This is a genomic window from Nocardia sp. NPDC059180 (assembly GCF_042754945.1).
Lineage (GTDB): Bacteria > Actinomycetota > Actinomycetes > Mycobacteriales > Mycobacteriaceae > Nocardia.
In genome coordinates this window covers 246441-272759 of record NZ_JBHZBU010000003.1, presented here as the reverse complement: position 1 = coordinate 272759, position 26319 = coordinate 246441, and the positions used below count along the sequence as shown (strand labels likewise).

Here is a 26319-nt window from a genome sequence, read left to right as displayed (position 1 = left end):
CGGGTAATCCTTCCCGCTCCGCTCCGTTCCCGCGACACCGGCTCCGGGTGAGCTGTGCTGTGCGCTACCCGCCAGCGGCAGCGGCACCGGCGCGGCGACCGAAGAAGGTGCCGTCTCCGAGGGAGGTCCCGCTGATATAGCCCCAGGAATGCAGCCCTGAGGTCGCGCGGCCGGCCGCGAAGAGTCCAGGAATCTGTTCGCCGTCGAGGTCGAGGACGTGGCCGTCGACGCTGGTCCGCAGGCCGCCGATGGTGAATACCTCGGCGCCGCCGCCACTGGTCCCGCCGTCGCCGTACTCGGGCGGGGCCATACCGCGGCGGACATCGATCGCGGCGAACGGTGGGCGCAACGGCCGCAGCCAGCGGGCCGACTTGTGGAAGTAGGGGTCCTCGGCGCGCTCGGCGAAACGGTTGTACTCGCCGACGGTGTTCTGCAACGCGCCTTCGGGCATGCCGATCTCGCGCTCGAGTTCCTGGAGCGTCTCGGCGACGAAATGCGGTTGTACGCCCCAGCGTTCGTCGACGGGCACCTCCTCGTAGGCCTGCTCGTCGAGAATCACCCACACCCGCAGGTTGTGCTTGAACAGGGCGGCCTGTCCGACCAGGCCCGGGTAGACGTCCTCGTTGATGAACCGCTGCCCGACATCGTTGACGATCATTCCGCGCACCATCATGCCCGGCACCAGCGAAATGCCGACCTGACCCGCGGACATGTGCTTGACCGCCGCACCGACCGCCTGCGCGATGACGATGCCGCGGCCGTCGTCGCCGCCGTCGCTGTTGACGCCGAGCCCCACCAGCTGCGGTGCGTGCTGGGCGAGCATCTCGGCGTTGTCGGCGAAGCCGCCGGTGGTGAGGACGACGCCGCGGCGCGCACGATAGGTGACGGTCTGCTGGAAATGCCGGGCCACGACCCCGACCACCCGGTTGCCGTCGACGATCAGGCGCAGCGCGCCGGTGTCGGTGTGCACGTCGATGCCCGTCTTCGCGACGGCTTCACTCAGCACCGCCATGAGCACCTTGCCGCCGAACCCATCGGAGGTGACGCGGTGGCCGCGCGGCGCCGGTGTAGCGATCTCGTGGAACGGATAGGCGTTCTCCCCCATCCACATCAGGCCGTCATCGGTGGGCGGCACCCAGGTCGGCGAATCCCACAGCGACGGCTTGAACGGCACACCATGGCCGACCAGCCACTCGTAGTGCGCGACACTGTCGCGGCTGTAGCGGCCCACCTTCTCCCGGTCGGCGTCGGGCCCGAGTGCGGCGAGCAGGAACTTCTCCATATCCTCGGCGGTGTCGTCGAATCCACACGCCTGCTGAATGGGTGTGCTGCCGCCGAGGTACATCTCGCCGCCCGACAGCGCCGATGATCCGCCACCACCGCTCTGCCGTTCGAGCAGGATCACCTGGGCACCCGCGGCCTCGGCGTCGAGTGCGGCGGCTGCCCCCGCACAGCCGTAACCGACGACCAGGACATCGGTTTCGTAGTCGTAGGCCGCGATATCGGCGGCGTCGATCGGTGTGACGGGTACGCGTGCGCTCATCCGGTTCTCCTGTGCTCGACACTGGATGTGAGTGGCGCGGGTCACAGTAGGGCCGCAGACTCCCGCGGTGGCGACCGCTGCCCGGTGAGCGGGACGCACGCGGTCAGCGGTCGGCTCTGGAGTGGTCGAGATGGCTCCACGGAAGCAGCAGCGAGCTGACGATAACGGTGACGGCGGCGAATCCGATGGCGAAACGGAGACTCGTTGCCGCCGCCAGGACCCCGCCGAAGGCGATGAACAGCGGCTGCGCACATTTAGAGCTGATGGACCAGGCGGTACCGACGCGGGCCATGTGATCGTCGGCGGTGTTGTTCATGCGGAACGTGGTGAACACCGGGTTGAAGATGCCCGCGCAGAACAGCAGCAGGGTTTCGGTGGCGATGATGATGGTCAGGCCCAACAGATTCGGGCCCGCGACCAGCAAGGGTACGAGCCAGCAAGTGCGTAGCGCTCCGAATCCGAGCAGCACCGCACGCTCGCCGATTGCGGTGACGAGCCGGGGTGCGCACAGCGAACCGATCAGCCCGCCCAGGCACGGCACGCCGAGCGACAGACCGTACTGCCATGGCACGAACCCGAGTTCACGCAGCATGAGCAGCGCGAGCAACGGCGTGGTGAGCATGATGGAGCCGCCGAAGACCATGGCGTTCCAGAACAGCCGATGCAGCGCGGGGTGGGCGAAGATGTAGGCCCAACCGCTGCGGATCTCGGTGACCCACTGGCGTTCGGGACGTTCCTGGGGCGGATCCGGCTCGGCAGTGGTGATACTGCGAATGCGGCCGCGAGGCCCGCCATGGCCGCCAGCAGCGATACCTGCAGGTCGGAGGCCCGCAGCTGCAGAATCGCCACCATCGGCAGCGCGCCAGCGCCGAGCGCGCTGCCTATCTGGCTGACGGTGAACGCGCCCCACAACCGGTAGAAGTCCGGTGACAACTGTTCGGCCCGTACGTCAGCCGAACCGGACAGCTGTGTTCGCCGACCGAGTCGTCCCCCCAACCCCGCGTTATTCGGCGGGAGTCTCGAGTTCGGCCGGTACCGGCCGGACCGCGTCGGGGCCCTCTGCCAGCAGGGTGCGGAAACCGTCTTCGTCGAGGATGGGCACGCCGAGTTCCTCGGCCTTGGCGGCCTTGGAACCCGGCGAATCGCCGATCACGACGAAGGCCGTCTTCTTCGACACCGAACCCGCGGCCTTGCCGCCGCGGACGAGGATCGCTTCCTTGGCACCGTCGCGTGAAAAGCCCTCGAGCGAGCCGGTGACGACGATGGACAGACCTTCGAGATTGCGCTCGATGGACTCGTCGCGTTCGTCCTCCATGCGCACACCCGCGGCACGCCATTTGTCGACGATGGCGCGATGCCAGTCGACGGTGAACCATTGGGCGACAGCGACAGCGATGGTCGGCCCGACGCCGTCGGTCGCCGCCAGCTCCTCCCCCGACGCCTCGCTGATGCGCTCCAGACTGCCGAACTCGGCGGCGAGCGCGCGGGCGGCGGTGGGGCCGACGTGGCGGATGGACAGCCCGACGAGCACCCGCCATAGCGGCCGGTCCTTCGCGGCGGCGAGATTGTCGAGCAGCCTGCGGCCGTTGGTGGACAGGGTGCCGTTCTTGTTGACGAACAGCGAGGTGGTGAGCAGGCGCTCCTCGGTGAGGTCGAATAGATCGCCCTCGTCGGTGATGGCACCCGATTTGAGCAGATCGACGGCCGCTTCGTAGCCGAGCGCCTCGATGTCGAAGGCGCCACGTCCGGCCATATGGAACACCCGCTCACGCAGCTGCGCGGCGCAGTATTGCTGGTTCGGACAACGAATGTCGGCGTCGCCCTCCTTTTCGGGCGCGAGTTCGGTGCCGCATTCGGGACAGTGGGTGGGCATGACGAACTCGCGTTCGTCGCCGGTGCGGGCGTCGACGACCGGGCCGAGCACCTCGGGGATCACATCGCCCGCCTTGCGGATGGTGACCGTATCGCCGATCAGCACACCCTTGCGCTGCACCTCCGAGGCATTGTGCAGGGTGGCCATCGCGACGGTGGAGCCGGCGATGGAGATCGGTTCCATCACCGCGAACGGGGTGACGCGGCCGGTGCGCCCGACATTGACCTCGATATTGAGCAGCTTCGTCGTCGCCTCTTCGGGCGGGTACTTGTACGCGATCGCCCAGCGCGGTGCGCGCGAGGTGGACCCGAGGCGGCGCTGCAGCGCCATTTCGTCGACCTTGACGACCAGACCGTCGATTTCGTGCTCGATATCGTGGCGATGCTCGCCCCAGTAGGCCACCCGCTCCAGCACCGCATCGACGCCCTGCACCAGCTTGGTATGCGTGGACACCGGAAGGCCCCACGCGGCCAGCGCAAGGTAGGCCTCGTGCTGCGAGGTGGGCGTATAGCCCTCGATGCGGCCGAAGCCGTGACAGATCATCCGCAACCGGCGCCGCGAGGTGACCGAGGGATCCTTCTGCCGTAGCGAGCCGGCCGCGGTGTTGCGCGGATTCGCGTACGGCGGTTTACCTTCGGCGACGATCGAGGCATTGAGGGTTTCGAAATCCTCCAGCCGGAAATACACCTCGCCGCGCACCTCGAGCAGATCCGGGATCGGATGATCCGGGTGCGGGGTGAGCTCGCCCGGGATGTCGTTGATGGTGCGGGCATTGAGGGTGACGACCTCACCGGTGCGACCGTCGCCGCGGGTGGCGCCGCGCACCAGCTTGCCCTTTTCGTAAACGAGGTTCAGCGCGACACCGTCGATCTTCACCTCGCACAGGTAGTGCAGGCCCGGACCGGTTTCGGCCTCCACCCGCGCGGCCCAGGCACGCAGCTCGTCGAAGTCGAAGGCGTTATCCAGCGACAACATTCGCTCGAGATGGTCGACCGCGGTGAAATCGGTGGCGAAACCGCCGCCGACCAGCTGGGTGGGCGAATCCGGGGTGCGCAGGTCCGGATGCGCCTCCTCCATGGCCAGCAGGCGCTGGAACAGCGTGTCGAACTCCCCGTCCGAGATGATGGGCGAGTCGCGTACGTAGTAGCGGAACTGATGCTCGCGTACCTCGTCGGCCAGCTGCTGCCACTCGTGCCGCTGCTGTGAGTTCGCGGACTCGGCGGCAGATGCGGCGGCCTCGGCCGCGGGAACCGTCTCCTCGGACGCTGACGTGGCGGGGCTTGCGGTGTCACTCACGACTCGAACATTAGTCGAGCCCACCGACAATTCCCGGCACGTTCCCGCACGTCCACGCACTGCCGGCCCCGAGTGGGCGCGGTGGTGCACCTACCCCTCGAACGTGAGCGATTCCGGTTCATCGGCATAGGCGGTCGCGACCTCGGCGGCGAGTTTCAGCGCGCGCCTGGACCACGCGACCGGGGCTGTGGCCAGCCCGCATGCGGGTGATACCGCGATCTGTTCGGCGAGCGTGCGCCGGGGGAAGCCGAGCCGGTCGATGAGCCGTACGCCGGGTTCGGCGATATCGCGCCAGGTGACCAGGGTTGCCGGGGCCGTGGTCGGCACCAAGCCGAGGACTACCTGCTTACCGCTGTCGAGGATCTCGCCGATCGCGTCGAGTTCGGCCGTCCCGATGACCGCCGTATCGAATCCGACAGCAGCCGCGGTGGATCGGCGCAGGAAGTTCAGGGCGGGAGGTGCGGCGCAGGTGTGGATCAGCACCGGAACGTCCTGCGCTGCGATTACCGCGTCGACCACGGCGAGCGCTTCGGGTTCGGGCAGCGCACGTACGGTGTTCAGCACGCTGGCCCCGCGCAGCGATCCGTCCAGCACCGCGGTGAGATCGGGTTCGTCCAATTGCAGCACGACCTCCGCATCGAGGCGTTTACCCACCTCGGCCACGTGCTGGATCAAGCCTTCGGCGAGCGAATCGGACAGATCGCGCAAGGCTCCCGGATCGGTGAGCGCCCGATGCCCGGCCCGCAGTTCGACCTCGGCGGCGAGGGTCAGCGGGCCGACGGCCTGCACCTTCACCACGCGTCCCGACCCCTGCAGACCTGCCGTCTCCCACGCCTCGTCGAGCGCGTCGATATCAGTGCGCAGCAGGTCGCTGGCTCGCCGCGAGACCGCGCCCGGCCGATCGGCCAGCCGGTACCCGCGCGGGGTGGTGTCGAAGCGCAGGTCGACCAGCAGCGCCGACGCCCGCCCGATCATGTCCGCGCCGACACCTCGTGCGGGAAGTTCGACCAGGTGCGGCAGCCCGGGCAGTTCACCGACCGCGATCGCCGCGGCTTCGCGCGGGTCCGTGCCGGGCCAGGATCCGATCGCCGTGGCGACGCCGGACGGCAGGCGCCGGTCCGCCGCTGCGCCGGTCACCATGCGCCGCAAACGTCGCATGCGGTCAGGGACGAGCCGGTCTTCGCGACATGTTTGCTCGGCGGCATCCCGACGGCCCGCCGCGTGGCGACAATACGGCTCACCGAGGCACGCCGGACGGCGCCGTACGTGCGGTGGCCGAGATCGTTCCGCTGCCGATCACCTGATCGCCGGCTGCGTCATCGGGCATATACAGCACTACGGCCTGGCCGCGAGCCACACCGGTCAGCGGCTCACGCAGCTGCACCGTCAGCCCCGAACCCGCGGCCTCCGCGACCGCCGGTGCGGTGCCACCGTGCGCGCGCACCTGCACCACGCAGTCGATCGGGCCGACCGGTGCCGCACCCGAGGTCCAGATCGCGCGTTCCGCCTCGATCGTCCAGACCTGCAGCTCGTCGGCCGAACCCACCCGGACGGTGCCGGAATCGGGGTCGATATCGGTGACGTAGCGCGGCTTGCCGTCGGCAGCGGGGCCGGGCAATCCCAGACCCTTGCGCTGTCCGATGGTGAAACCGTGTACGCCGTCATGGGTGGCGAGTTCGGTGCCGTCGGCGTCTACGACCGCACCCGGCCGGATACCGATCTTGGCGCCGAGGAAAGCGCGCGTGTCACCGGAGGGGATGAAGCAGATGTCGTGGCTGTCGGGCTTGTTCGCCACGGCGAGACCGCGCTCGGCGGCTTCTTCGCGAATCTGCGGCTTCGGCGTGTCCCCGACCGGGAACATAGCGCGCGAAAGCTGCTCGGCGGTCAGCACGGCCAGCACATAGGACTGATCCTTGTCCGCGTCGACGGCACGGCGCAGCACACCGTCGGACAGGCGGGCGTAATGGCCGGTGACCACGGCGTCGAAACCGAGCGCGACAGCGCGATCGGCCAGCGCGGAGAACTTGATCTTCTCGTTACAGCGCAGGCACGGGTTGGGGGTCTCCCCCGCCGCATAGGCCGCGACGAAATCGTCGATGACGTCTTCCTTGAAGCGGTCGGCGAAATCCCAGACATAGAACGGGATGCCGAGTACGTCGGCGGCGCGCCGGGCATCGCCCGCGTCCTCCTTCGAACAGCAACCTCGTGATCCGGTGCGCAGGGTGCCCGGCGTCGCCGACAGTGCGAGATGGACTCCGACCACCTCGTGTCCGGCCTCGACGGCGCGCGCCGCGGCCACCGCCGAATCCACACCACCGCTCATCGCGGCGAGTACCCGCATCAGACACCTCCCTTCGCGCCGGCCAGACCTGCGGCCCTGGCTCGTTCGACCACCTGTGGCAGCACCTCCAGCAGCGCGCCGACATCCGCGCCGGTGGTGGTGTGCCCCAACGAAAAACGCAAGGAGCCGCGCGCCTGCCACGGCTCGACGCCCATCGCGATCAATACATGGCTCGGTGAGGCGACACCCGCGTTACATGCCGAGCCGGTCGAGCATTCGATGCCCGCGGCGTCCAGCAGCATCAACAGCGAATCACCCTCGCAGCCGGAGAAAGTGAAGTGCGCGTTGGCCGACAGCCTGCGCTCGTCGTGCGGGCCGTTCAGCACAGCGTCGGGTACCAGATCCTGGACGCCCGCGATCAATTCATCGCGCAAGTGGGTGAGTTCGACGGTGCGCGTGGGCAGTTCACCGACGGCTTCGTGCATCGCGGCGGCCAGCCCGACAGTGCCCGCCACATCGACAGTGCCCGAGCGCAGGTCGCGCTCGTGACCGCCACCGTGTAGCAGCGGCACGCACGGCACCTGCCTGCCCAGCAGCAATACGCCGATCCCATGCGGGCCACCGACCTTGTGCCCGGCGAAGCTCGCCGCCGACAACCCACTGGCGCCGAAGTCGATCGGCAACTGCCCGGCGGCCTGCACCGCATCGCTGTGCATGGGAACACCGAATTCCTCTGCCACCGCGGCAAGTTCGCTGATCGGCTGAATGGTGCCGACCTCGTTGTTGGCCCACATGACGCTCACCAGCGCGACCTCGTCGGCATGCTCGGCCAGCTCCGCGCGCAGTGCATCGACCGAAACCACGCCCTCTGCGTCGACGGGCAGCCACGTCACCCGGGCGCCCTCATGCTGTTCCAGCCATTCGACGGCATCGACCACGGCGTGATGCTCGACCGCGCTCGCGATGACGCGGGTGCAGCGCGGGTCGGCGTCGCGGCGCGCCCAGTAGATGCCCTTGACGGCGAGGTTGTCGCTTTCGGTACCACCGCCGGTGAAGATCACCTCCGACGGGCGCGCGCCCAGATCGGCAGCGATGGATTCGCGGGCTTCTTCCACCCGGCGCCGCGCCGCGCGACCGGAGCCGTGCAGCGAGGAGGCGTTGCCGACCAGCCTCAGGGCAGCCGTCATCGCCTCGATGGCGGCAGGCAACATCGGAGTGGTCGCCGCGTGATCGAGGTAGACCGTCTTGGGCGCACCGTTGACCGGGCCCGGGAAAGCCGACTTCATGACCAGTAAAGGATAGCCGTCACCGGAACGCGGTTATTCCCGGCCGCTCACCACCGTCTACCGGTGAGTTGGCCCACTGCACGGCCCGCGAACTTTCGACTCAATCATATACCTATTGAATGCGCCGTTGTTTAGCGGTACATTCAACGGCGACAGATGATCGCCGCTGCCGACCGGCTCCAGGTGATCAGGACGCCGGACCGCTCCGGTGCGGCGACAGTATCGAATGAGGTAACTCCGATGAGCCGAAACACTCACCAGCACGGCCGAACCCGACGCACGCTGACCCGGGTCGCCATCGCTTCTGCCCTTGCCCTCGCGCCTGTCACCGCGCTCGCGGTGCCCGCCTTCGCCGCACCCGTTGTCCTCGAGCCCGCCGACGGACTCGACACCGTCAATCGGCCCGGTCATGGACGGCACGGCCACGGCCACGGCCACGGCCGTCACGGCGACTGGAACCGCGGCGGTCATGGCGACTGGAACCGTGGTGGCCACGGCGACTGGAACCGCGGGCGCCACGGCAACGACTGGGATCGTGGCCGCCACGGCAGGCACGACTGGGACCGCGGCCACCACGGTCGCGGCTACTTCCCGATGCCTTCGACCGGCAGCGCTTTCTGAGCCGTTCGGACCAGGCGCGGTTCAGCTACCGCGGCGCGCGGCCTTCCATCGGAGGAACGGTAGGTCTGCTGTCTACACCTTTTCCGGCTGCGCCGACCGGGCGACCGCATCGGCCAGGTGCATCGTCGCCGCAGTGAGGGCGGCGCGGGCACCATCGGTTAGGTCAGGTGTGCGCATCAGTTCCTCGCAGCGGCGGGCCAAGTCGCGGCGGTCTGTGCCCGGGTCCTGGACCGGCTCGAGCACGATCTCGGCGATGATGCCGCGCGAGCGCAGCACCCGCCGGGCGGAGGTGGCGAAGGTGTCGTCACCGACGAAACCCGGTGCGGTGCAGCGTTCGCCGTGCGCGTCGAGGTAACGCAAACGGATCGGCTGTACCGGTGTGCCGGTGTCGACGGCCGCCTGGAACAGTGCGGGACGCAGCTTGCCGTAAGCACGTCCACACCAGGTGGTGCCCTCCGGAAAGGCCGCGACTCGTTCACCGGCGGCGAGGCGTTCGGCGATCTGCGCGACCACGCCGGGCAGCGCCCGCAACCGCTCGCGTTCGATGGGGATGATCCGCATCAGCCTGGCCAGCCCACCGAGCATCGGCCAGTCGATCAGATCGGCCCGCGCGACGAAGCTCAGCGGCTGGACCGCGGCCAGCACCACCACGTCGGACCAGCCGATATGCCCGGCCACGACCAGCACACCGGCACCGGGTGCGCCCAAGCGCGCATCGCGCCCGGCCACCTCGGCCCCGTCGCCACGGTTATCGATCACGCGAAGCTCGATGCCGCAGCTGCGCAGTACTCCACGCGCGTACTCACGCTGCAAGCGCTCCCGGCGACCGGCCGGGGTGAGCACATGCGCGGCCGGATAGCTGGCCAGCAGTCCGGCAAGGCGCAGCCCGCGGCCGACTACTCGGGCCATGCCCGCGGCGTCGGCCGGTTGGACACACCCCGTACTGCACGGGCTGATCGGCATCCAGGAATGCGTGGGCGCGGCGGGCGGCGCGTCGAACACCATCGCGCTCACCGCCCGGCTTCTAATCCGGCGGCGGCGCCCTGCAACCGCTGCAGGTACCTAGTGTTGATGGTGTCGAGGCCGAGCAGGGCGACGAAGTCGGCGACTGCGAAATCCGGGTCGTGGGCGGGCTCACCGCAGATCTCCGCGCCCAGGCGCAGGTAGCCGCGCAGCAGCGGCGGAAGCTTGGGGCGGGCGGGCGCTTCGAGATCGTCGAGCGACTTGCCATCCACCACGACCGGGCGATACGGCTCCACCCGGCGCTCGGGGTCGCAGGCATGCCTACCGAGCAGTTGGTCGCGCACGCCGCGCACATTGACCCCGGCGGGATCGTCCGGGTTGTCGCGCATCGGCACCGACACGCAGCCCATCACCCAGTCGTATCCGGTGAGCTGGATGTAGTGCAGGATGCCTGCCCACATGAGGGTCAGCACCGAGCCGTTGCGGTGGTCGGGCACCACGCAGGCCCGGCCCATTTCCACGATCCGGTGGCCGGTGGGGTCGAGCCGGGTGAGGTCGAATTCGGTGGCGGTGTAGTAGCCGCCGGCTGCGGGGACCTTGTCCGGCGGCAGCATCCGGTAACAGCCGACGAACTGTTCGGTCAGCTCGTCACGGACCAGTAGGTGATCGCAGTGCTCGTCGAAGCGGTCGGCGTCCAGACCGGTTCCGTCGTCGGGGATCTCGAAGCCGGGTTCGGCGGCGAAGACGTCGTAGCGCAGGCGCTGTGCGGCCGTGCGATGCTCGGTATCGGAGGAGACGACCAGTGAATACCGAGACCGTTCCACCCCGGTGTCCGTCGGTCGAGCCGGGGCTGTCAACACGGACGTAATAGTCATATCCGTTATGAGGCCAGCCGCAGACTGCGCCGGAGCGACCGCCGGGTGTCGCTTGCATGCCTGTTCGGTGAACGAGACGACCGTCACACCCGGCGTTCACCGCGGCGTCGACGAGCGTTGTCTGCGGCGTCGGCCGCACACAACCGATCGCGCTGCCCCAGCCGTGGGACAGCGCGATGATGCCTGGTCAGGCGGCTATGGGTGCGCGCGCCTCGGCAGCGGGCCGATCCTTGTCGATCTCGGCGAAGCCCGGCCGTCCGTTGCCGGTGAACGCGACCAGCCAGCCCATCACGGCCATGAAGCGGTTGCGGAAACCGACCAGATAGAACAGGTGCACCCCCAGCCACATGTACCAGGCGATCAGACCCTTGAACTTGATCTTGTCGCTGACCTTCGCGATGGCGCTACGTCGACGGATGACCGCCATGCTGCCCTTGTCCCAGTATTCGAACTCGGTGCCGGGCAGCTTCTTGCGCCGGATGATGTCGGCGGCGTGCCTGCCTTCCTGCATGGCAACCGGCGACTGGCCGGGATAGCCCTTCAGCGAGGTCATATCGCCGATGGCGTAAATATCGGCATAGCCGCCGACGGTCAGGTCGGGGTTGATGAGCAGGCGCCCGGCGCGGTCGGTCTCGGCGCCGGTCGCTTCGGCCAGAACCTTGGTGAAACCGCTGGCCTGCACACCGGCCGACCAGACGACGGTCTCCGCGGCGATACGACGCTCCACGCCTTCTTTGTCTTTGACCGTCACCTTGCCGGGTTCGATATCGGTGACGAAGGTGCCGAGCATGACCTCGACTCCGCCTCGAGTGAGCGACTGCTTCGCGTACTCCGACAGTCCGCCGCCGAAGGGCGGCAGCACCTCGCCCGCACCCTCGACCAAGGTGACCGATACCTGCTGGTGGTAGTAGCGCTTGGCGAGTTCGGCAAGCTGGCCCGCGACCTCGACACCGGTGGCGCCCGCGCCGACGACGACGAAGCTGAGCAGGCGTTCGCGGGTTTCCTTGTCGGCGTGCTCGGCCTCGGCGAACACCCGGTCGATCTGCGCGCGCAGTCGCTTGGCGTCGTCGATGGTCTTGAGCGAGAAGGTCTTCTCGGCGAAATCGTCGCGGCCGAAGTACGACTGGTTGGCGCCGGTGGCGGCGATCAGCGATCCGTAGCGGATGCGTCGCGGGCCGTCGGCGGTCTCGTAGACGAGCTCGGCGGCATCGGGGTCGATCGAGCTGACCTGCCCCAGCCGCACATCGGCCTCGTCGTGCCTGCGCAGAATCGACGCGATCGGCGGCGCGATCTCGTCGGCGGCCAGCACGCCGGTGGCAACCTGGTAGAGCAGCGGCTGGAACAGATGTTCCGGCGTGCTCGAGATAAGTACATAGTTCACACCCGACTTGGCCAACTGCTTGGCCGCGGCCAGTCCGCCGAATCCCGATCCGACGATTACGGCTTCCACAAACTCCGGTTCGGCAGCCCGTACGGCTTCCCTGTTACGCATCCTCACAACACCCCTGTTGATCATGTCAGTCTGTTCATCATGAACAACCGTTATCGGAGGGCGAGATATTTCAGCCGTCAGGGCGCATAATTCATATGACTATTATCTGCATCGCTAATGAATGGAGACCACCGTGGAGCTTCGGCAGCTCAACTACTTCGTGGCGGTGTGCGAGGAGCTGAGTTTCAGCCGGGCCGCGACGCGCTGCTTCATCTCGCAGTCGGCGATCAGTCATCAGATCGCGCGGCTCGAACACGACCTCGGTGTTCAGCTGTTCGAGCGGTCCACGCGGTCTGTCGTACCGACCGACGCCAGCACGAGACTACTGCCGCTGGCCAAGCAAATGCTCAGCTTGGAGTCGGCCATCCGGGCCGCGGTACGCACCTCACGACCGCGGATCCGGCTGGCGGCGAACATGTCGTTCGCGACCAGATCACTCTCGGCGATCGCCGGTGCGCGTGACGCCCATCCCGGTGCCGAGATCGAGTTCGTCATCAAACCCTTCCGCCAGCGCATCGCCGCCGTCGCCGACGGTGACTGTGATCTGGCATTGATCCGCGGCAGCGTGGACCAGCACGGTCTGACGGTCGAGCAGTTGTGGGTCGAAGACTTGATGATCGCCACCGCCACCTCACATCCGCTCGCGGGGCGCACCGATGTGACGCTGACCGAGCTCAGCGCTTACCCGCTACTGCTCCCGCCGGAGTCGGAGCAGGTGCTGCTGCACAATGTGGTCCGCGCGGCCTTCGCCGACCAACCCGCCGGGCCGACGTATGGTCCGCCGATTCCGCCCGACCATACGGCGACGATGGAGCTGATCACTCATCCGGATACGTGGACAATCCTCTACGCCAACAGCCCGACCGAGGGCATCGCCGCTTTGGAGCTGGCGGGCCATCCGTTGCGGGTCCCGGTCAGTGCCGTGCTCCGCACCGGGGCCCGCCGCTCGCCCATCCTCACTACGTTGCTCGCGGCACTTCATTGCGCATGAATTCCTCGACCCCCGCTCCAACGACAGGTAGCAGCCTCCTCAGAACAACGCGTGCGCGACGGCGAGATCCCGCTCCAAAACCGCGCGCTCGTCCTCGATCGACCAGACGACCTGCTCCAGTGCACGCATGAACGCCCAGCCGCGGGCGCGTTCGGGGTCCACGCCGAGCGCGTCGGCGGTCAAGGCGACCATCCGGCGCGCGTCCTGCGGGTTCGGATCGCTCTGCACCTGTTTGAGGATCAAGAACCCGGCGTCGAAGGCCGCCTCACCCAGGTAGGGCTTAGGGTCGATCAACAGCCACGGCTCGCGTTCGGCGGCAATGATATTGCCCAGATGGGTGTCTCGGTTGACGATCAGCAGGGGTCCGTCGAGTTCCGCGAGTTCGATGCACCAGCCGCGGGCTTGATCCAGCAGCGGCGCCGGTACCGCGGCGACGATGTCGGCGTCCTCGGGCCATTGCGCCCACTCGGCCACAGAGGTGGCGGTCGACGGCGGCGTCGGGTATCCGATAGGTAGTTCGCCGGGTTCTCGGCGCAGACGCCGATACAACTCGGCGGCGATCAGCACCTTGCCGGCGTTCTCGGGCTCACCCTCCAACGGCGGCGTCGGCTGCCGCAGCAACGGAGCACCCGGCCGCGCCCATTCCAGCAGCATCGCACCGCTGCCGGGGTCGAAGTCGTACAAGCGGATAGCGCCGTCACCGTCGTAGCGATACAGCCCCGTGGGTTCGCCGGCATTCTCCTCGTCGACGAATGGAATCTTCAGCACCGCGACCGAACCGTCGGCCCGCTGCACCGGCGCGACGAACGAATGGGTGCCGCCACCGAACGGTTCGCCGATCAGCTCGAGTGCCCAGTCCCGGCAGCGTTTCGCCACCAGTTCCGGTAGCGCCGCCAGCCAGCGTTCACCCTCGTCGTCGAAGAAGTCGCGGATCGATGCGGCCACGTCCGGCGGCAGTGAGATCGTCACGCTGCCATCCTGCGGAGTCGGGGCGGGATCCGGCAACCGAATTCCCGTCCGTCAGCGTTCTCGCGCCGCGTTCCGCGTGTAGTCCGGAAACGCCCGTGGCCCCGGCTGTTTCCAGCCGAGGCCACGGGGGATGCGCTCAGAGCGCGAGTGCTCAACCCTTGTGCGACTTGACCGCTTCGGTCAGCTGCGGGGCGACGTTGAACAGATCGCCGATGATGCCGTAGTCCGCGATCTCGAAGATCGGGGCCTCTTCGTCCTTGTTGACCGCGACGATGGTCTTCGAGGTCTGCATACCGGCGCGGTGCTGGATGGCGCCGGAGATGCCGAGGGCGATGTAGAGCTGCGGCGAGACCGTCTTACCGGTCTGACCGACCTGGAACTGGCCCGGGTAGTAGCCGGAGTCGACCGCGGCACGGGACGCGCCGACGGCGGCACCCAGCGAATCGGCCAGCGCCTCGACGACCGAGAAGTTATCGGCCGAACCGACACCACGGCCACCGGAGACGACGATGCCGGCCTCGGTGAGTTCCGGACGGTCGCCGCCGACGACGGGCTCACGCGAGGTCACCTTGACCACGCCCTCTTCCTGCGCCGGAACCTCGACGGTCACCTTTTCGCCTGCACCGGCCTGCGGGGCGGCCTCGACGGCGCCCGGGCGCACCGAGATCACCGGCACATCGCCGGTGGCCTTGGCGTCCACGGTGAACGCGCCACCGAAGATGGAGTGCACGACGGAGCCGTCGCCGTTGACGCCGATGGCGTCGATGAGCAGACCGGAGCCGATGCGCGCGGCGAGGCGGCCCGACACCTCCTTGCCCTCGGCGGAGGCGGAGACGATGACGGCGGCGGGCGCGGCGGCCTCGACCAGACCGGCCAGCACGTCGACCTTCGGGGTCACCAGGAAGTTGTCGACATCGTCGGACTCGGCGATGTAGATCTTCTCGGCGCCGGCCGCGGCGAGCGCGTCGGCCAGCTTCTCACCGGTGCCCGCGGCGCCGAGCACCACGGCCGACGGCGAGCCAAGGGTACGGGCGGCGGTGATCAGTTCGGTACTGACCTTCTTGACCGCACCGTCGGCGTGCTCGACGAGCACAAGTACTTCTGCCATTTGTTCTGTCTCCTAAGCAGTCTCGTACGAGCGGATCAGATGATCTTCTGACCGATGAGGTACTGGGCGATCTTGGTGCCGCCCTCGCCCTCGTCGGCGATCTTCTCGCCTGCGGTACGGGCGGGCTTCGGGGTCGACGCGGTGACCGCAGTGCCCGAGTTGGCGACACCGACGGTGGAGGGGTCGATGCCCAGGTCGGCCAGGGTGAAGGTCTGAACTTCCTTCTTCTTGGCGGCCATGATGCCCTTGAAGGACGGGAAGCGCGGCTCGTTGATCTTCTCGGTGACCGAGACGATGGCCGGGAGGGTGGCCTCGAGCTTGAACACGCCCTCGTCGGTCTCGCGCTCGCCGGTGATCTTCTCGCCGTCGACGGTCAGCTTGCGCAGGTGGGTGAGCTGCGGGATGCCGAGGTACTCGGCGATGATCGCGGGCACGGCACCGGCGCGGCCGTCGGTGGCCTCGTTACCGGCGATGACCAGCTCGACGCCTTCCACCTGGCCGAGCGCGCCGGCCAGCACCCACGCGGTCTGCACGGCGTCGGAGCCGTGGATCGCCGGGTCGTTGATGTGGATGGCCTTGTCGGCGCCCATGGACAGCGCCTTGCGGATGGCCTCGGTGGCGCGATCCGGTCCGGCGGACAGCACGGTGACCTCGCCGCCCTGCGCCTCCTTGATCAGCAGCGCTTCCTCGACGGCGCGCTCGTTGATCTCGTCGAGCACCGCGTCGGCGGCCTCGCGGTCGAGGGTGAAGTCACCATCGGAGAGCTTGCGCTCGGACCAGGTGTCGGGAACCTGCTTGATGAGTACGACGATGTTCGGCATCGGTCTTCGTCGACCTCCTGTTCTGGGTACACGGGTATGGGCGGTCGGTCGCACGATCCGGCGGGCCGTACGTCCATGTGAGTCGCTCAGGGCGTGACACTACCCTACGTTAAGTTACTGGTGGGTAACTTAACGCGAGAGGGTCCTGAACGCCAGACCGGGAACAAGTTCGGCAAGCCTTACCAGTAACGTCGGGATGCATGAGCGAGCGTAGCGAGCGAATCATGTACACAGCCGAGCTCTCGCTCGTGCCGGAGCCGAGCGCCAGCGAGGCGCAGCCATGAGCGAGGTTGTGATTCCTGCCGCAGTAGGCGAACCGGCACCCATGACCGCCGAGACGCCGGGCGCCCTCGACCCGCTGCCGCTGACCGGTGAGCGCACGGTGCCCGGAATCGCCGAGGAGAACTACTGGTTCCGCAGGCACGAGATCGTCTACGCGCGCCTGCTGGAACGCTGCGCGGGCAAGGTGGTTCTCGAGGCCGGCTCCGGCGAAGGCTACGGCGCCGACATGATCGCCGGTGTCGCCACCCGCGTCATCGGTCTGGACTACGACGCGAGCGCGGTCGAGCACGTGCGCACGCGCTACCCGCGCGTGGAGATGATCCAGGGCAACCTCGCCGAGCTGCCGTTGGAAGACGCCTCGGTCGATGTCGTGGTGAATTTCCAAGTGATCGAACATCTTTGGGACCAGGCCCAGTTCCTGCGCGAATGCCTGCGGGTGCTGCGTCCCGGCGGCGAGCTGCTGATCAGCACCCCGAACCGGATCACCTTCTCCCCCGGCCGCGACACCCCACTCAACCCGTTCCACACCAGGGAACTCAATGCCGCCGAACTCACCGAACTGCTGGTCGAGGCCGGTTTCGAGGTCTCGCTGATGACGGGCGTGCATCACGGCGCGACGCTGAAAGCGTTGGACGCCAAGCACGGTGGCTCGTTCATCGACGCCCAGATCGAGCGCGCGCTGGCCGGACAGCCCTGGCCCATCGAACTCACCGCCGATGTCGCCGCGGTGACCATCGACGATTTCGCCCTGACCCCCGACGATATCGATGCGAGCCTGGATCTGGTGGCCATCGCGGTGAAGCCTTGACCGACAACGCACAACCCGTGCCGGGCCAGTTCACCCTGGTCCTGCATTCCCACCTGCCCTGGCTGGCACATCACGGTCGCTGGCCGGTGGGTGAAGAATGGCTCTACCAGTCCTGGGCCGCCTCCTACCTTCCGGTCGTCGAGGTACTGAGAACCCTTGCCGCCGAAGGTCGTTCACATCTGCTGACGCTCGGCATCACGCCGGTGCTCGCCGCCCAGCTCGACGATCCGCACTGCCTGGCCGGTATGCATCACTGGCTGGGCAACTGGCAGTTGCGCGCCGACGAGGCCGCCATGGCGGGAAATGTCGCGCTCGGCCGCCACGAACACCGGCTGGCCGCGGCCGCGCTGGCCGAATTCGAACAGCACTGGCGTCACGGCGCCGCACCGGTGTGGCGACAGCTCATCGACGCCGAGGCGATCGAGCTGCTCGGCGGTCCGCTGGCGCATCCGTTCCAGCCGCTGCTCAACCCGCGACTGCAGGAATTCCAGCTGAGCGAGGGACTGGCCGACGCCCGGCTGCGCTGGGGTCACACCCCGGCCGGGATCTGGGCGCCGGAGTGTGGCTACACCCCTGGCATGGAGGTCGGCTACGCCGCCGCAGGTGTGACGCATTTCATGGTGGACGGTCCCGCGCTGCGCGGCGATTCCTCGCTCGGGCGGCCGGTGCGCGAGTCCGACGTGGTGGCGTTCGGACGCGATCTGCAGGTCAGTTATCGGGTGTGGTCGCCGAAGTCCGGCTATCCGGGCCACAGCGCCTACCGCGACTTCCATCACTACGACCATGCCACCGGTCTCAAACCCGCTCGAGTGACCGGCAAATCGGTCGCGGGGCCGGACAAGGCGCCCTACGACCCGGAACTGGCGTCGGCGGCCGTGCGCACCGACGTCGACGATTTCGTGGCGACGGTCCGGGAACGGCTCGTCACCGAATCCGAGCGGATCGGCAGGCCCGCGTTGGTGGTGGCCGCATTCGATACCGAACTGTTCGGGCACTGGTGGCATGAGGGCCCGCAATGGCTGGCCCAGGTGCTGCGGGCGCTGCCCGAAGCGGGCGTCACGGTGGGCACGTTGGCCGATGCCAGGGCGAACGGCTATGTCGGCGAACCGGTGCAGCTGACCGATTCGTCCTGGGGTTCGGGCAAGGACTGGCGGGTCTGGGCCGGCGATCAGGTCCGTGACCTGGTCGAACTCAATGACGACATCGTCGCGCTCGCACTGGACACCGTCGACAAGATGCGCGCGAGCGGACCGGCGACCGGCCGCGACCGGGTGGCCGACCAACTGCTGCGCGAGGCCATCCTGACCGTGTCCAGCGACTGGGCGTTCATGGTCAGCAAGGACTCGGCCGCCGGTTACGCGCGCGAACGCGCACACCAGCATGCGCATGCGGTGCGCGAGATCGCGGCGGCAGTCGGGGCCGGTCAGCTCGCCAAAGCACGGCAGTTGGCGGCAGGATGGGGGGCGGCCGACGGATTCTTCCCGGCCCTGGACGCGCGTCGGCTGCGCGCTGCCACCTCAGAAGGACATACATGAAGATCTTGATGGTGTCGTGGGAATACCCGCCGGTCGTCGTCGGCGGGCTGGGCAGACACGTCCATCACCTGGCCACCGAGCTCGCCGCCGCCGGCCACGAGGTGGTCGTGCTCGCGCGCCGCCCCACCGGCACCGATCCGTCGACCCATCCCACCCACTCCTACATCGCCGACGGCGTGCTGGTGGTCGCCGTCGCCGAAGACCCGCCGTTCTTCGACTTCGGCGAGGACATGCTGGCCTGGACGCTGGCCATGGGCCATGCCATGGTGCGCGCCGGTGTCGCGCTGGGCAAGCCCGGTATCGGTGACGGCTGGACCCCCGATGTGGTGCACGCCCACGATTGGCTGGTCGCGCATCCGGCCATCGCGCTGGCCGAGTACTACGACGTGCCACTGGTGTCGACCATCCACGCCACCGAGGCCGGGCGGCACAGCGGCTGGGTGTCGGGCCGGGTGAACCGGCAGGTGCATTCGGTGGAATGGTGGCTGGCCAACGAATCCGACGCGCTCATCACCTGTTCGACGTCCATGCAGGACGAGGTGGAGCGGCTCTACGGTCCCGAACGCATCCCGCTCACCGTCATTCGCAATGGCATCGACGTCGGCGCCTGGACCTTCCGGCCGCGTCCACCGCGCAACGGTCCGCCGCGACTGCTGTATGTGGGCAGGCTCGAATACGAAAAGGGTGTGCAGGACGCGATCGCGGCGCTGCCACGTATCCGGCGCGCCCATCCGGGAACCACACTCACCATCGCTGGTGTCGGCACCCAATTCGAATGGTTGCGCGAGCGGGCCCGGGTGCACCGGGTGGCGCGTGCGGTCACCTTCGCAGGCCAGCTCGACCACACCGAGCTGCTCGGCTGGTTGCACGGCGCCGACGCCATCGTGCTGCCGAGCCGCTACGAGCCGTTCGGGATCGTCGCGTTGGAGGCCGCAGCCGCGGGGACCCCGCTGGTCACCTCGACCGCAGGTGGGCTCGGCGAGGCCGTGATCGACGGCGTGACCGGCGCCTCATTCGAACCGGCAGATGTGGACGGTCTCGTGCAGGCTGTGCGTGCGGTGCTCGACGATCCGACCGCCGCCCAGGACCGCGCCTATTCGGCCCGCGAGCGCCTGACGGCCGATTTCGCCTGGGATGTCGTCGCCGCCGAGACCGCGCAGGTCTATACGGCGGCGAAGCGGCGCGTGCGGACCGCGATGGGCCGACCCGTCATCACCACTCGCCCGCTGCCGGAACGGGATCCGAACCAGCCGGTCTGACCCGCCCCGCTCAGTCCTGCGGCGCGAAGACGAAGATCTCGCCGATCCGGGTAGCGACTACCACCTCACCGTCGGCGCTGACCGAGGTACCGGTGGTGGTTCCGTGCGCGCCGGGCAGGATGTCGGAATCGAGAGTTTCGCCGGTTTCGGTATCGAAGGTGATCAGCTCGAGGCCCTCACCGCGGGCCGCGACGGTGTAGCCGGTGTGGCCTGCGGTCTGCGCCGGGGTGCCGCGCTGCATGAGATTCCTGCGCTCCCAGACCTGTTCGGCCGAATCACCGTTGTCGCGCAGCGCGAGGAGGTAGCCCTCGTCGCCCGCCGGAATGATCAGCCCGTCGCCGGAGACGGAGATGCCGCGGCGCGGCGTCCACTCGAGGGGATGCACCCATTTGGTGCTGCCCTCGACGGCGTCGACCGCGATGAGCCGGTTGCTGTTGTCACCGACATACACGGTGGTGCCGTCCGCGGACAGGGCGGGACTGGTCGCGCTGCCACCGTCGAGCATCTCGGCACTCCACAGCTGCTCCACTGCGCCGTCGGCGTACCGCAGCGCCACCAGTGAGGCGCGGGCGTCGCCCGGACGCCACACGGTCGCGTAGAAACGCCCCGAGGAGGTGTCGATGGGCGAGACATTGGCCACCGCGCATTGCGGGCCACCGTCGTGGCAGTCGATCAGCCCGTCACCGGAGGCAGGCCAGCTGAGTGCGGGCAATTCCAGGTAGTCGGGCTGGCCGAGCAGCTGCATGGTCGGCACCAGGCGCCGGCCGGTCTGCCGCGACAGGACGTCGAGCTGGCCGGTCTGGGTGATGGTCAGCAGATTGCTGTCGCCGGTGAACTGCAACGAGACCGGCACGCCGGCCACCGCGGTGCGCCAGCGCGGCTGGCCGAGGTTGTTCATCGAGCTCACGCCGCTGTCGTCGCCGACGTAGACGTTGGTGAGGCCGTCGATCACCGTCGGTGAGGAGAGGGCGTTGGGCCCCAGCGGATTACAGAACCGCTTGCGACCGGTGGGCATCTGGAAGGAGAAGATATTGCAGCCCGACGCGATCCGGGTGGTGACGAACATCTGGCCTTCGGCCCCGACGCCGACCGGTGTCGCGATCGGGCCGCCGACCGGTCGTGACCAGCTCAACTCGAGCGTGTGCGAACCGGTGACCGGACTGGTGCCGCTGTTGCGGCCGTCGTGGTGCGGGCCGGGCCAGCCGAGGCCGGGCCCGACGGTGATGTCGTCGACGTCGGTGCCGCAGCCGGTGAGGACCACTGCGCCGACGGCCACTAGCGCTGCCGCCACCGTATTCACCCGCGACCGTGGCCGTCCGGATACAGCTCGTACGCCGCCGATTCGCACCTGCTGCTCTCCCTCTCACGCGATCTGCCGTGATCGTCTCCCCGCGCGCCCGCGCGTGCCAGTGAGGTTAGCCGACGGGTATCGGTCCGCCATGGGCAGCACGTCAGTAGGCTGTGTGCGCGATACAGGGCAACCTGTCAGCGACGACCGACCGGGCAGTACCCGGACACACGACAGGAGAACAGTTCGTGACGAGCATGTGGGGCGCACCGTTGCGTTCACGGTGGCGGGGATCGCGTCGCCGTGATCCCCGGCAGGCGCGATTCCTGACCCTTGCCTCGCTGCGCTGGGTGCTGGCCAACCGCGCCTATACGCCCTGGTACCTGGTGCGGTACTACCGGCTGTTCAAGTTCCGGCTGACCAACCCGCATATCGTGTTGCGCGGCATGGTGTTCCTCGGCCGCCGGGTGGAGATCCACGCGACGCCGGAGCTGGGCCGGATGGAGATCGGTCGCTGGGTGCATATCGGCGACGGCAACGCCATCCGCTGCCATGAGGGCTCGCTGCGCATCGGCGACAAGGTGGTCTTCGGCAAGGACAACGTCGTCAACACCTACCTCGATATCGAGATCGGCGAATCCACCCTGGTCGCGGACTGGTGCTACATCTGCGACTTCGACCACAGGATGGACGACATCACGATGCCGATCAAGGATCAGGGCATCGTGAAGAGCCCGGTCCGCATCGGTCCGGACACCTGGATCGCGGCCAAGGTGACCGTGCTGCGCGAGACCCGCGTCGGCCGCGGCTGTGTGCTCGGCGCGCACGCGGTGGTCAAGGGCGAGATCCCGGACTACTCGATCGCGGTCGGAGCACCGGCGAAGGTGGTCAAGAACCGCAAGGCCGCATGGGAGTCCGGTGCCGAACAGCGCGCGGCCTACCTCGCCGCGCTCGAGGACATCGAGCGGAAGAAGAACGGCGCCACCGCGCAGGCCTGAGACGGCCGGGTCCGCCCCCACACGGTTCCGAGCCCGAGACCGAATCACTGGCCCGAGTACGGCCGAGCTGTCGGTCGGGTCGGCTACGGTCGGCCCATGACCAGGTACGCGGCGCTGTTGCGCGGGATCGCCCCGATGAACCCGAACATGACCAACGACAAACTGCGTGGGGTGTTCACCGGGCTCGGCTTCGAGGCGGTCGCCTCGGTGGTATCGAGCGGCAATATCGTGTTCCGCACCGCCGAGACCGAGCCGGCCGAACTCGAAGACCGGATCCAGCAGGCCCTCAACCGGGAGCTGGGCATCCCGGGCGGCACCATCCTGCGTGACTACGACGAGTTGCGCGCCCTACTGGACTCCGACCCGTTCGACGGGCTCACCCATGGGCGCGGCACCTACCTGACCGCGACCTTCCGGAAGACCACCGACCACGCTCGGATCGAGCTGCCCGACACTCCCGATCCGCTCACCCGCGTGGTCGGCTACGACCCTGCCGCCCGGGTGTTCCTGTTCGTCGTCGACAACAGCACGCCCCGCACACCCGATTTCATGGCGTGGCTGGAACGCACATACGGCAAGGACATCACCACCCGCACCTGGCTGACGGTGCAGCGAGTGGTGAAGAAGATGGAAGCGATCGCCTGACCGAGGAAGACCAGAGGCCTGCGACGGCGCCCGGCGTTCTCGCGGCCGATGGGCAGGTTTCGCCGAGCGCCGGGCCGTCGACTGAGCCGACCGTCAGCGGGCGTATGCGGCCTCGCACAGGAACACCGTCGCGTCGCGGCCGACGCGGGTGATCACGAGCGTATGCGGCTGCGAGCCCGCAGGTTTCATGCGGCGACGCAACTGGTCGGGATCGACGTCGACGCCGCGCACCAGGATTTCCAGTGCGCCACAATCACGGCGACGCAGTTCGGCGCGCAGCGACTTCTCCCGGAAGGCGAGCCGGTCGAGCACCCGGAAGCCGCGGACACCGGCAGGCACTCGGTCGCCGGTGAGATAGGCGATGCGCGGGTCCAGCTGCCACAGACCGTGTTTCGCGGCGTAGTGACGGACGAGGCCCGCGCGGACGACGGCACCATCTGGGTCGATGATCCAGTCACCCGGCTCCTGCTCCTGGATCTCGTCGGGTTCGGCGTCGGTGAGGACACTGGACCGACCCGTGGACGACAACACGGTTGCCCGGCGGGTGATGCCGGAATCGGTGAGCCCCGGTGTCCACAGGCAAGCCTCACGGACCGAACCGTCCAGCGACACCACCTCGATTTCGCCCGGCCACTCGAGGGCGTCGAAATCCAGTCCGGGAGCGCACTTCACGGCCAGATCACGACCCGGATAGGCGGCGAGGAGATCCGGCAGCGGTGGCTGCAGTTTCGCCGGATCGTGCGTTCGCCGACCGTCGGCCCGGCGCGCTGGATCAGCGATGACCACGGTGTCTCGCGTACACGGGGACAACGCATCCGCCTTGACAAGCAGCACATTCCGGGCGCCCGCCGCGTCCCCTCTGATCGGCCCGGCATCCGCGACTCGATCCGTCACGACAACCTCAGTGGACGCGGCGTCGGGCCTCACCGAGTCGGCCGATGCGCAGCCGGACGCCGCATCGAGAGCAGCTGCCGTGCTGAGGTTGCCGGTCGGTCCGGACGGCGACTGCACTATCGACCGCGCCGATCCGCCAACATTGTGCCGCGCCATCGCGAGGCGAACTTCGTCCAGATCGCTACCGATCACTGCCGGGCAGACCTGCGCCAGCTCGGCCAGTTCCGCGCCGATCGAGCAGGTCACATCGTGCACCGCGTGACCGGCCAGCCGGGCCGCCCGGTGCCGCGCAACCAGCGTCGGCGTCGCCTGCTGGAGCGCGTCGTCGGTGAACAGCCACTCCCCTGCATCGAGAAGCTTGGCTGCGGCGCGGCGGCGCAACCGCACGGTCTCGATCAGGGCCGCCGACCGGTCGCCGTGGGCGCGGCGCACCCGCTCCAGATCGCGCAGGTGCGTCGCGGGGGTCAGCTCCAGCCGGTCCACGTCGGCCAATGCGGCGGCGCCCGCCGCACCGGCCAGGAAGACGACGTCCTCGTGGCTGAAGCCGTAACCCACTACTGGTCCGCGGCGCCCGGCTTCACGCCGGTGATCATGGCGTTGTAGAAGAACTGGCGCGGCACCACGCGGCGCATAACGTTCTCGTCGACCCAGCTCAGACCCAGCCACGCCTTGTACATGGCCAGGCGGTATCGCATGGACAGCTTCTCGGGGGGCACGGCGGCCTCGAAGGTGCGCACCGGCCAACCCCACAGTGCAGCGGCGAACTCCTCGGTCTGCGCGGCCACCTCGATCGCACCGGCCGAGCGAGCCATCGCCTCGAGCTCGTCGGGCTGGAAGGTGTGCAGGTCGACGACGGCTTCGAGGGCCGCCGCGCGGGAGGACTCGTCGAGCTCCTCCTGCGGCCGCCGCCAGCTCGCCAGACCGGGCAGCTTGGTGACATTGGTGGTGGCGCCCCAGGTGATCCGGCCGAGCCAGCGGGCGTAAAAGTTGCCCGCGGTGGTCGGCTCGCCCGCGAAGACCAGACGGCCGCCCGGCTTGAGCACGCGCAGGCATTCCTTCAGCGCGAGTTCGACATCGGGGATGTGGTGCAGCACTGCGTGCCCGACGACCAGGTCGAAGGTGTTGTCCTCGTATGGGATGGTCTCGGCGTCGGCGACGCGACCGTCCACGTCCAGGCCGAGGTGCTGCGCGTTACGCAGAGCGACCTTCACCATGCCCGGCGACAGATCGGTCACCGAACCGCTCTTGGCCACCCCGGCCTGCATCAGGTTCAGCAGGAAGAAACCGGTGCCACAGCCCAGTTCCAGCGCCCGGCCGTACGGCAGCGCCACCGGACCGACCGCCGCGTCGAAGCGGCCGCGCGCGTATTCGATACACCGTTCGTCATACGAGATCGACCACTTGTCGTCGTAGGTCTCGGCTTCCCAGTCGTGATAGAGAACCTGGGCGAGTTTGGTGTCCTTGAGCGCGGCTTCGACCTCGGCCTCGGTGGCATGCGGGTTCGGCGCGGGGTCGTCGTGGCGTACCGTCATGGTCGCCTAGCATAGACGGCGCCGCCGGACGCAGTCCGTCCGCAGCCCGCGCATGGCCGGAGCGAATGCGGAGGTACGCCTAACGCCTCGATCTTGCCTGATCACAGCAGAGGGTGCGATCGCGGCGGCGCTCCCCGCTTCAGCGTCCGACGAACTCCGCGGAGCCGGGACCATCGACCAAACTAGAACGTGTTCCTATCAGGCGATCTTCGGTGCCGAACAGCTCCGACCACTCGATTCGGGCCCGATCATGGCCGTGCGGACCCGCCTCGAAGACGGCTTTCGCCGCCGCGAGCGCGCGCGCCGGACCGTCGATGAAACCGCGCGCCCACCGCAGTGCCGCGGTGTAGACGTCATCGGGTGCGACGACCTCGTCGACCAGACCGAGCGACCGCGCTTCCTCCGGTTCCACGAAGCGGCCGGTGTACACCAGATCCTTGGCCGCGCCCGGTCCGACCAGCCCGGTGAGCCGACGGATACCCGCCAGCGGGATCAGCCCCGCCTTGATCTGCGGCAGACCGAGCTTGACGTTGTCGCCGATGATGCGGCGGTCGGCACCGAGGGCGAGTTCCAGGCCCGAGCCGAGCGCGTAGCCGCTGATGGCGGCCACGGTCGGTTGCGGCAACCTGGCCAGGCAGCCGAGCGCGTGCTGTAGATCGGCGGAGACAGCGGTGGCCTGCTCGGTGGAGAGTGCGGCCAGTTCGGCGAGATCGTCGCCCGCACAGAAGACCCGTTCGTCGCCGTAGACGACCACCGCAGCGATCCGCGGATCCTCGCCGATCGCTCGGGCCGCGGCGGCCAGCTCCCGCACCACCTGGATGTTCAGCAGGTTCATCGGCGCACGGGCGATACGCAGTACCGCCACCCGGCGTTCGCTCTCACCGTCCAGCTCGTCCACGGTCACGAATTCGGCCATGGCTGGCACGCTACCGGGTGCGCGCCGGATCTCTCATTCGCGC

The 26319-nt window shown here is 68.3% G+C and carries 23 protein-coding genes; 7 read left to right on the top strand and 16 right to left on the bottom strand.

The features are described 5' to 3' along the window. Nucleotides 1–64: 64 nt before the first annotated feature. From ACFXNW_RS11670 to ACFXNW_RS11645, 6 genes are all read right to left on the bottom strand, one after another. Nucleotides 65–1543, bottom strand: a complete 1479-nt coding sequence (locus ACFXNW_RS11670; protein WP_379417608.1) for an FAD-dependent oxidoreductase — start codon at nucleotides 1541–1543, stop codon at nucleotides 65–67. A 103-nt stretch (nucleotides 1544–1646) separates the two neighbouring features. Beyond that, complete coding sequence (locus ACFXNW_RS11665) at nucleotides 1647–2453, bottom strand: MFS transporter (protein WP_379417607.1); 807 nt, start codon at nucleotides 2451–2453, stop codon at nucleotides 1647–1649. A gap of 93 nt (nucleotides 2454–2546) precedes the next feature. Next, complete coding sequence (gene ligA, locus ACFXNW_RS11660; protein ID WP_379418109.1) at nucleotides 2547–4595, bottom strand: NAD-dependent DNA ligase LigA; 2049 nt, start codon at nucleotides 4593–4595, stop codon at nucleotides 2547–2549. A gap of 207 nt (nucleotides 4596–4802) precedes the next feature. Beyond that, a complete protein-coding gene (locus ACFXNW_RS11655) occupies nucleotides 4803–5870 on the bottom strand; it encodes a methionine synthase (RefSeq protein ID WP_379417606.1) in 1068 nt (355 codons plus the stop codon). Nucleotides 5871–5949: 79 nt separating this feature from the next. Continuing rightward, nucleotides 5950–7053, bottom strand: a complete 1104-nt coding sequence (gene mnmA / locus ACFXNW_RS11650) for a tRNA 2-thiouridine(34) synthase MnmA (RefSeq protein WP_379417605.1) — start codon at nucleotides 7051–7053, stop codon at nucleotides 5950–5952. Then, entirely contained in the window at nucleotides 7053–8279 is a 1227-nt protein-coding gene (locus ACFXNW_RS11645) for a cysteine desulfurase family protein (protein ID WP_379417604.1), read from the bottom strand. The genes mnmA and ACFXNW_RS11645 overlap by 1 nt, the downstream gene beginning before the upstream one ends. A gap of 240 nt (nucleotides 8280–8519) precedes the next feature. On the opposite strand from ACFXNW_RS11645, the gene ACFXNW_RS11640 reads away from it, so the two are divergent. Further along, nucleotides 8520–8900, top strand: a complete 381-nt coding sequence (locus tag ACFXNW_RS11640; RefSeq protein ID WP_379417603.1) for a hypothetical protein — start codon at nucleotides 8520–8522, stop codon at nucleotides 8898–8900. 72 nt (nucleotides 8901–8972) lie between these two features. On the opposite strand, the gene ACFXNW_RS11635 is transcribed toward ACFXNW_RS11640, so the two are convergent. From ACFXNW_RS11635 to ACFXNW_RS11625, 3 genes are all read right to left on the bottom strand, one after another. Further along, nucleotides 8973–9905, bottom strand: a complete 933-nt coding sequence (locus tag ACFXNW_RS11635; protein ID WP_379418108.1) for a lysophospholipid acyltransferase family protein — start codon at nucleotides 9903–9905, stop codon at nucleotides 8973–8975. A gap of 5 nt (nucleotides 9906–9910) precedes the next feature. Beyond that, nucleotides 9911–10738, bottom strand: coding sequence for a GNAT family N-acetyltransferase (locus ACFXNW_RS11630; RefSeq protein WP_379417602.1), 828 nt, complete (start codon nucleotides 10736–10738; stop codon nucleotides 9911–9913). 187 nt (nucleotides 10739–10925) lie between these two features. After that, nucleotides 10926–12230 (bottom strand): NAD(P)/FAD-dependent oxidoreductase, encoded by a 1305-nt coding sequence (locus tag ACFXNW_RS11625; RefSeq protein WP_379417601.1) that lies wholly within the window; start codon nucleotides 12228–12230, stop codon nucleotides 10926–10928. 133 nt (nucleotides 12231–12363) lie between these two features. On the opposite strand from ACFXNW_RS11625, the gene ACFXNW_RS11620 reads away from it, so the two are divergent. Continuing rightward, a complete protein-coding gene (locus ACFXNW_RS11620; protein ID WP_379417600.1) occupies nucleotides 12364–13221 on the top strand; it encodes a LysR family transcriptional regulator in 858 nt (285 codons plus the stop codon). Between the two features lie 39 nt (nucleotides 13222–13260). On the opposite strand, the gene ACFXNW_RS11615 is transcribed toward ACFXNW_RS11620, so the two are convergent. The 3 genes from ACFXNW_RS11615 to ACFXNW_RS11605 form a co-directional block, all read right to left on the bottom strand. Beyond that, nucleotides 13261–14190 carry an aminoglycoside phosphotransferase family protein gene (locus ACFXNW_RS11615; RefSeq protein WP_379417599.1) on the bottom strand — a complete coding sequence of 310 codons (930 nt, stop codon included), beginning with the start codon at nucleotides 14188–14190 and terminating at the stop codon, nucleotides 13261–13263. Between the two features lie 151 nt (nucleotides 14191–14341). Beyond that, the gene (locus ACFXNW_RS11610; protein ID WP_379417598.1) at nucleotides 14342–15298 is read right to left on the bottom strand and encodes an electron transfer flavoprotein subunit alpha/FixB family protein; all 957 of its coding nucleotides are present in this window, start codon (nucleotides 15296–15298) and stop codon (nucleotides 14342–14344) included. A gap of 35 nt (nucleotides 15299–15333) precedes the next feature. Beyond that, nucleotides 15334–16119, bottom strand: a complete 786-nt coding sequence (locus ACFXNW_RS11605) for an electron transfer flavoprotein subunit beta/FixA family protein (RefSeq protein ID WP_379417597.1) — start codon at nucleotides 16117–16119, stop codon at nucleotides 15334–15336. 325 nt (nucleotides 16120–16444) lie between these two features. Between ACFXNW_RS11605 and ACFXNW_RS11600 the strand changes: the two genes are divergently transcribed. Genes ACFXNW_RS11600 through ACFXNW_RS11590 form a run of 3 tightly spaced genes read left to right on the top strand, consistent with a single transcriptional unit; the run spans nucleotide 16445 to nucleotide 20003 of the window. Beyond that, entirely contained in the window at nucleotides 16445–17209 is a 765-nt protein-coding gene (locus tag ACFXNW_RS11600) for a class I SAM-dependent methyltransferase (RefSeq protein ID WP_379418107.1), read from the top strand. Beyond that, nucleotides 17206–18744 (top strand): 1,4-alpha-glucan branching protein domain-containing protein, encoded by a 1539-nt coding sequence (locus tag ACFXNW_RS11595; protein WP_379417596.1) that lies wholly within the window; start codon nucleotides 17206–17208, stop codon nucleotides 18742–18744. The genes ACFXNW_RS11600 and ACFXNW_RS11595 overlap by 4 nt, the downstream gene beginning before the upstream one ends. Then, nucleotides 18741–20003: a glycosyltransferase family 4 protein gene (locus ACFXNW_RS11590; protein ID WP_379417595.1), complete on the top strand. Its 1263-nt coding sequence runs from the start codon at nucleotides 18741–18743 to the stop codon at nucleotides 20001–20003. Before ACFXNW_RS11595 ends, ACFXNW_RS11590 begins: the two co-directional genes overlap by 4 nt. A 10-nt stretch (nucleotides 20004–20013) precedes the next feature. On the opposite strand, the gene ACFXNW_RS11585 is transcribed toward ACFXNW_RS11590, so the two are convergent. After that, nucleotides 20014–21303, bottom strand: coding sequence for a PQQ-binding-like beta-propeller repeat protein (locus tag ACFXNW_RS11585; RefSeq protein WP_379417594.1), 1290 nt, complete (start codon nucleotides 21301–21303; stop codon nucleotides 20014–20016). A gap of 245 nt (nucleotides 21304–21548) precedes the next feature. On the opposite strand from ACFXNW_RS11585, the gene ACFXNW_RS11580 reads away from it, so the two are divergent. Together ACFXNW_RS11580 and ACFXNW_RS11575 are read left to right on the top strand one after the other, a co-directional pair. Then, complete coding sequence (locus ACFXNW_RS11580) at nucleotides 21549–22289, top strand: acyltransferase (RefSeq protein WP_379418106.1); 741 nt, start codon at nucleotides 21549–21551, stop codon at nucleotides 22287–22289. Nucleotides 22290–22385: 96 nt separating this feature from the next. Continuing rightward, the gene (locus ACFXNW_RS11575) at nucleotides 22386–22934 is read left to right on the top strand and encodes a DUF1697 domain-containing protein (protein WP_379417593.1); all 549 of its coding nucleotides are present in this window, start codon (nucleotides 22386–22388) and stop codon (nucleotides 22932–22934) included. Between the two features lie 93 nt (nucleotides 22935–23027). Here the strand turns inward: ACFXNW_RS11575 and ACFXNW_RS11570 are convergent, their stop codons facing one another. The 3 genes from ACFXNW_RS11570 to ACFXNW_RS11560 all read right to left on the bottom strand — a co-directional run bounded on the left by ACFXNW_RS11570 (nucleotide 23028) and on the right by ACFXNW_RS11560 (nucleotide 26276). Next, complete coding sequence (locus tag ACFXNW_RS11570) at nucleotides 23028–24278, bottom strand: class I SAM-dependent methyltransferase (protein WP_379418105.1); 1251 nt, start codon at nucleotides 24276–24278, stop codon at nucleotides 23028–23030. A 104-nt stretch (nucleotides 24279–24382) separates the two neighbouring features. Further along, on the bottom strand, nucleotides 24383–25360 hold the full coding sequence (locus tag ACFXNW_RS11565) for a class I SAM-dependent methyltransferase (RefSeq protein ID WP_379417592.1): 978 nt from the start codon (nucleotides 25358–25360) through the stop codon (nucleotides 24383–24385). A gap of 139 nt (nucleotides 25361–25499) precedes the next feature. Beyond that, the gene (locus ACFXNW_RS11560) at nucleotides 25500–26276 is read right to left on the bottom strand and encodes an enoyl-CoA hydratase-related protein (RefSeq protein ID WP_379417591.1); all 777 of its coding nucleotides are present in this window, start codon (nucleotides 26274–26276) and stop codon (nucleotides 25500–25502) included. Between the last annotated feature and the right edge of the window lie 43 nt (nucleotides 26277–26319).

Excerpts from the sequence above, each read along its gene's own strand:
- ACFXNW_RS11600 (WP_379418107.1), top strand. The coding sequence starts at position 16,445 with ATGACCGCCGAGACGCCGGGCGCCCTCGACCCGCTGCCGCTGACCGGT.
- ACFXNW_RS11670 (WP_379417608.1), bottom strand. The coding sequence starts at position 1,543 with ATGAGCGCACGCGTACCCGTCACACCGATCGACGCCGCCGATATCGCG.
- ACFXNW_RS11575 (WP_379417593.1), top strand. The coding sequence starts at position 22,386 with ATGACCAGGTACGCGGCGCTGTTGCGCGGGATCGCCCCGATGAACCCG.
- ACFXNW_RS11590 (WP_379417595.1), top strand. The coding sequence starts at position 18,741 with ATGAAGATCTTGATGGTGTCGTGGGAATACCCGCCGGTCGTCGTCGGC.
- ACFXNW_RS11640 (WP_379417603.1), top strand. The coding sequence starts at position 8,520 with ATGAGCCGAAACACTCACCAGCACGGCCGAACCCGACGCACGCTGACC.
- ACFXNW_RS11625 (WP_379417601.1), bottom strand. The coding sequence starts at position 12,230 with ATGCGTAACAGGGAAGCCGTACGGGCTGCCGAACCGGAGTTTGTGGAA.
- ACFXNW_RS11580 (WP_379418106.1), top strand. The coding sequence starts at position 21,549 with ATGTGGGGCGCACCGTTGCGTTCACGGTGGCGGGGATCGCGTCGCCGT.
- ACFXNW_RS11560 (WP_379417591.1), bottom strand. The coding sequence starts at position 26,276 with ATGGCCGAATTCGTGACCGTGGACGAGCTGGACGGTGAGAGCGAACGC.
- ACFXNW_RS11630 (WP_379417602.1), bottom strand. The coding sequence starts at position 10,738 with ATGACTATTACGTCCGTGTTGACAGCCCCGGCTCGACCGACGGACACC.
- mnmA (WP_379417605.1), bottom strand. The coding sequence starts at position 7,053 with ATGCGGGTACTCGCCGCGATGAGCGGTGGTGTGGATTCGGCGGTGGCC.
- ACFXNW_RS11610 (WP_379417598.1), bottom strand. The coding sequence starts at position 15,298 with ATGGCAGAAGTACTTGTGCTCGTCGAGCACGCCGACGGTGCGGTCAAG.
- ACFXNW_RS11635 (WP_379418108.1), bottom strand. The coding sequence starts at position 9,905 with ATGGTGTTCGACGCGCCGCCCGCCGCGCCCACGCATTCCTGGATGCCG.
- ACFXNW_RS11565 (WP_379417592.1), bottom strand. The coding sequence starts at position 25,360 with ATGACGGTACGCCACGACGACCCCGCGCCGAACCCGCATGCCACCGAG.
- ACFXNW_RS11655 (WP_379417606.1), bottom strand. The coding sequence starts at position 5,870 with ATGCGACGTTTGCGGCGCATGGTGACCGGCGCAGCGGCGGACCGGCGC.
- ACFXNW_RS11605 (WP_379417597.1), bottom strand. The coding sequence starts at position 16,119 with ATGCCGAACATCGTCGTACTCATCAAGCAGGTTCCCGACACCTGGTCC.
- ACFXNW_RS11645 (WP_379417604.1), bottom strand. The coding sequence starts at position 8,279 with ATGAAGTCGGCTTTCCCGGGCCCGGTCAACGGTGCGCCCAAGACGGTC.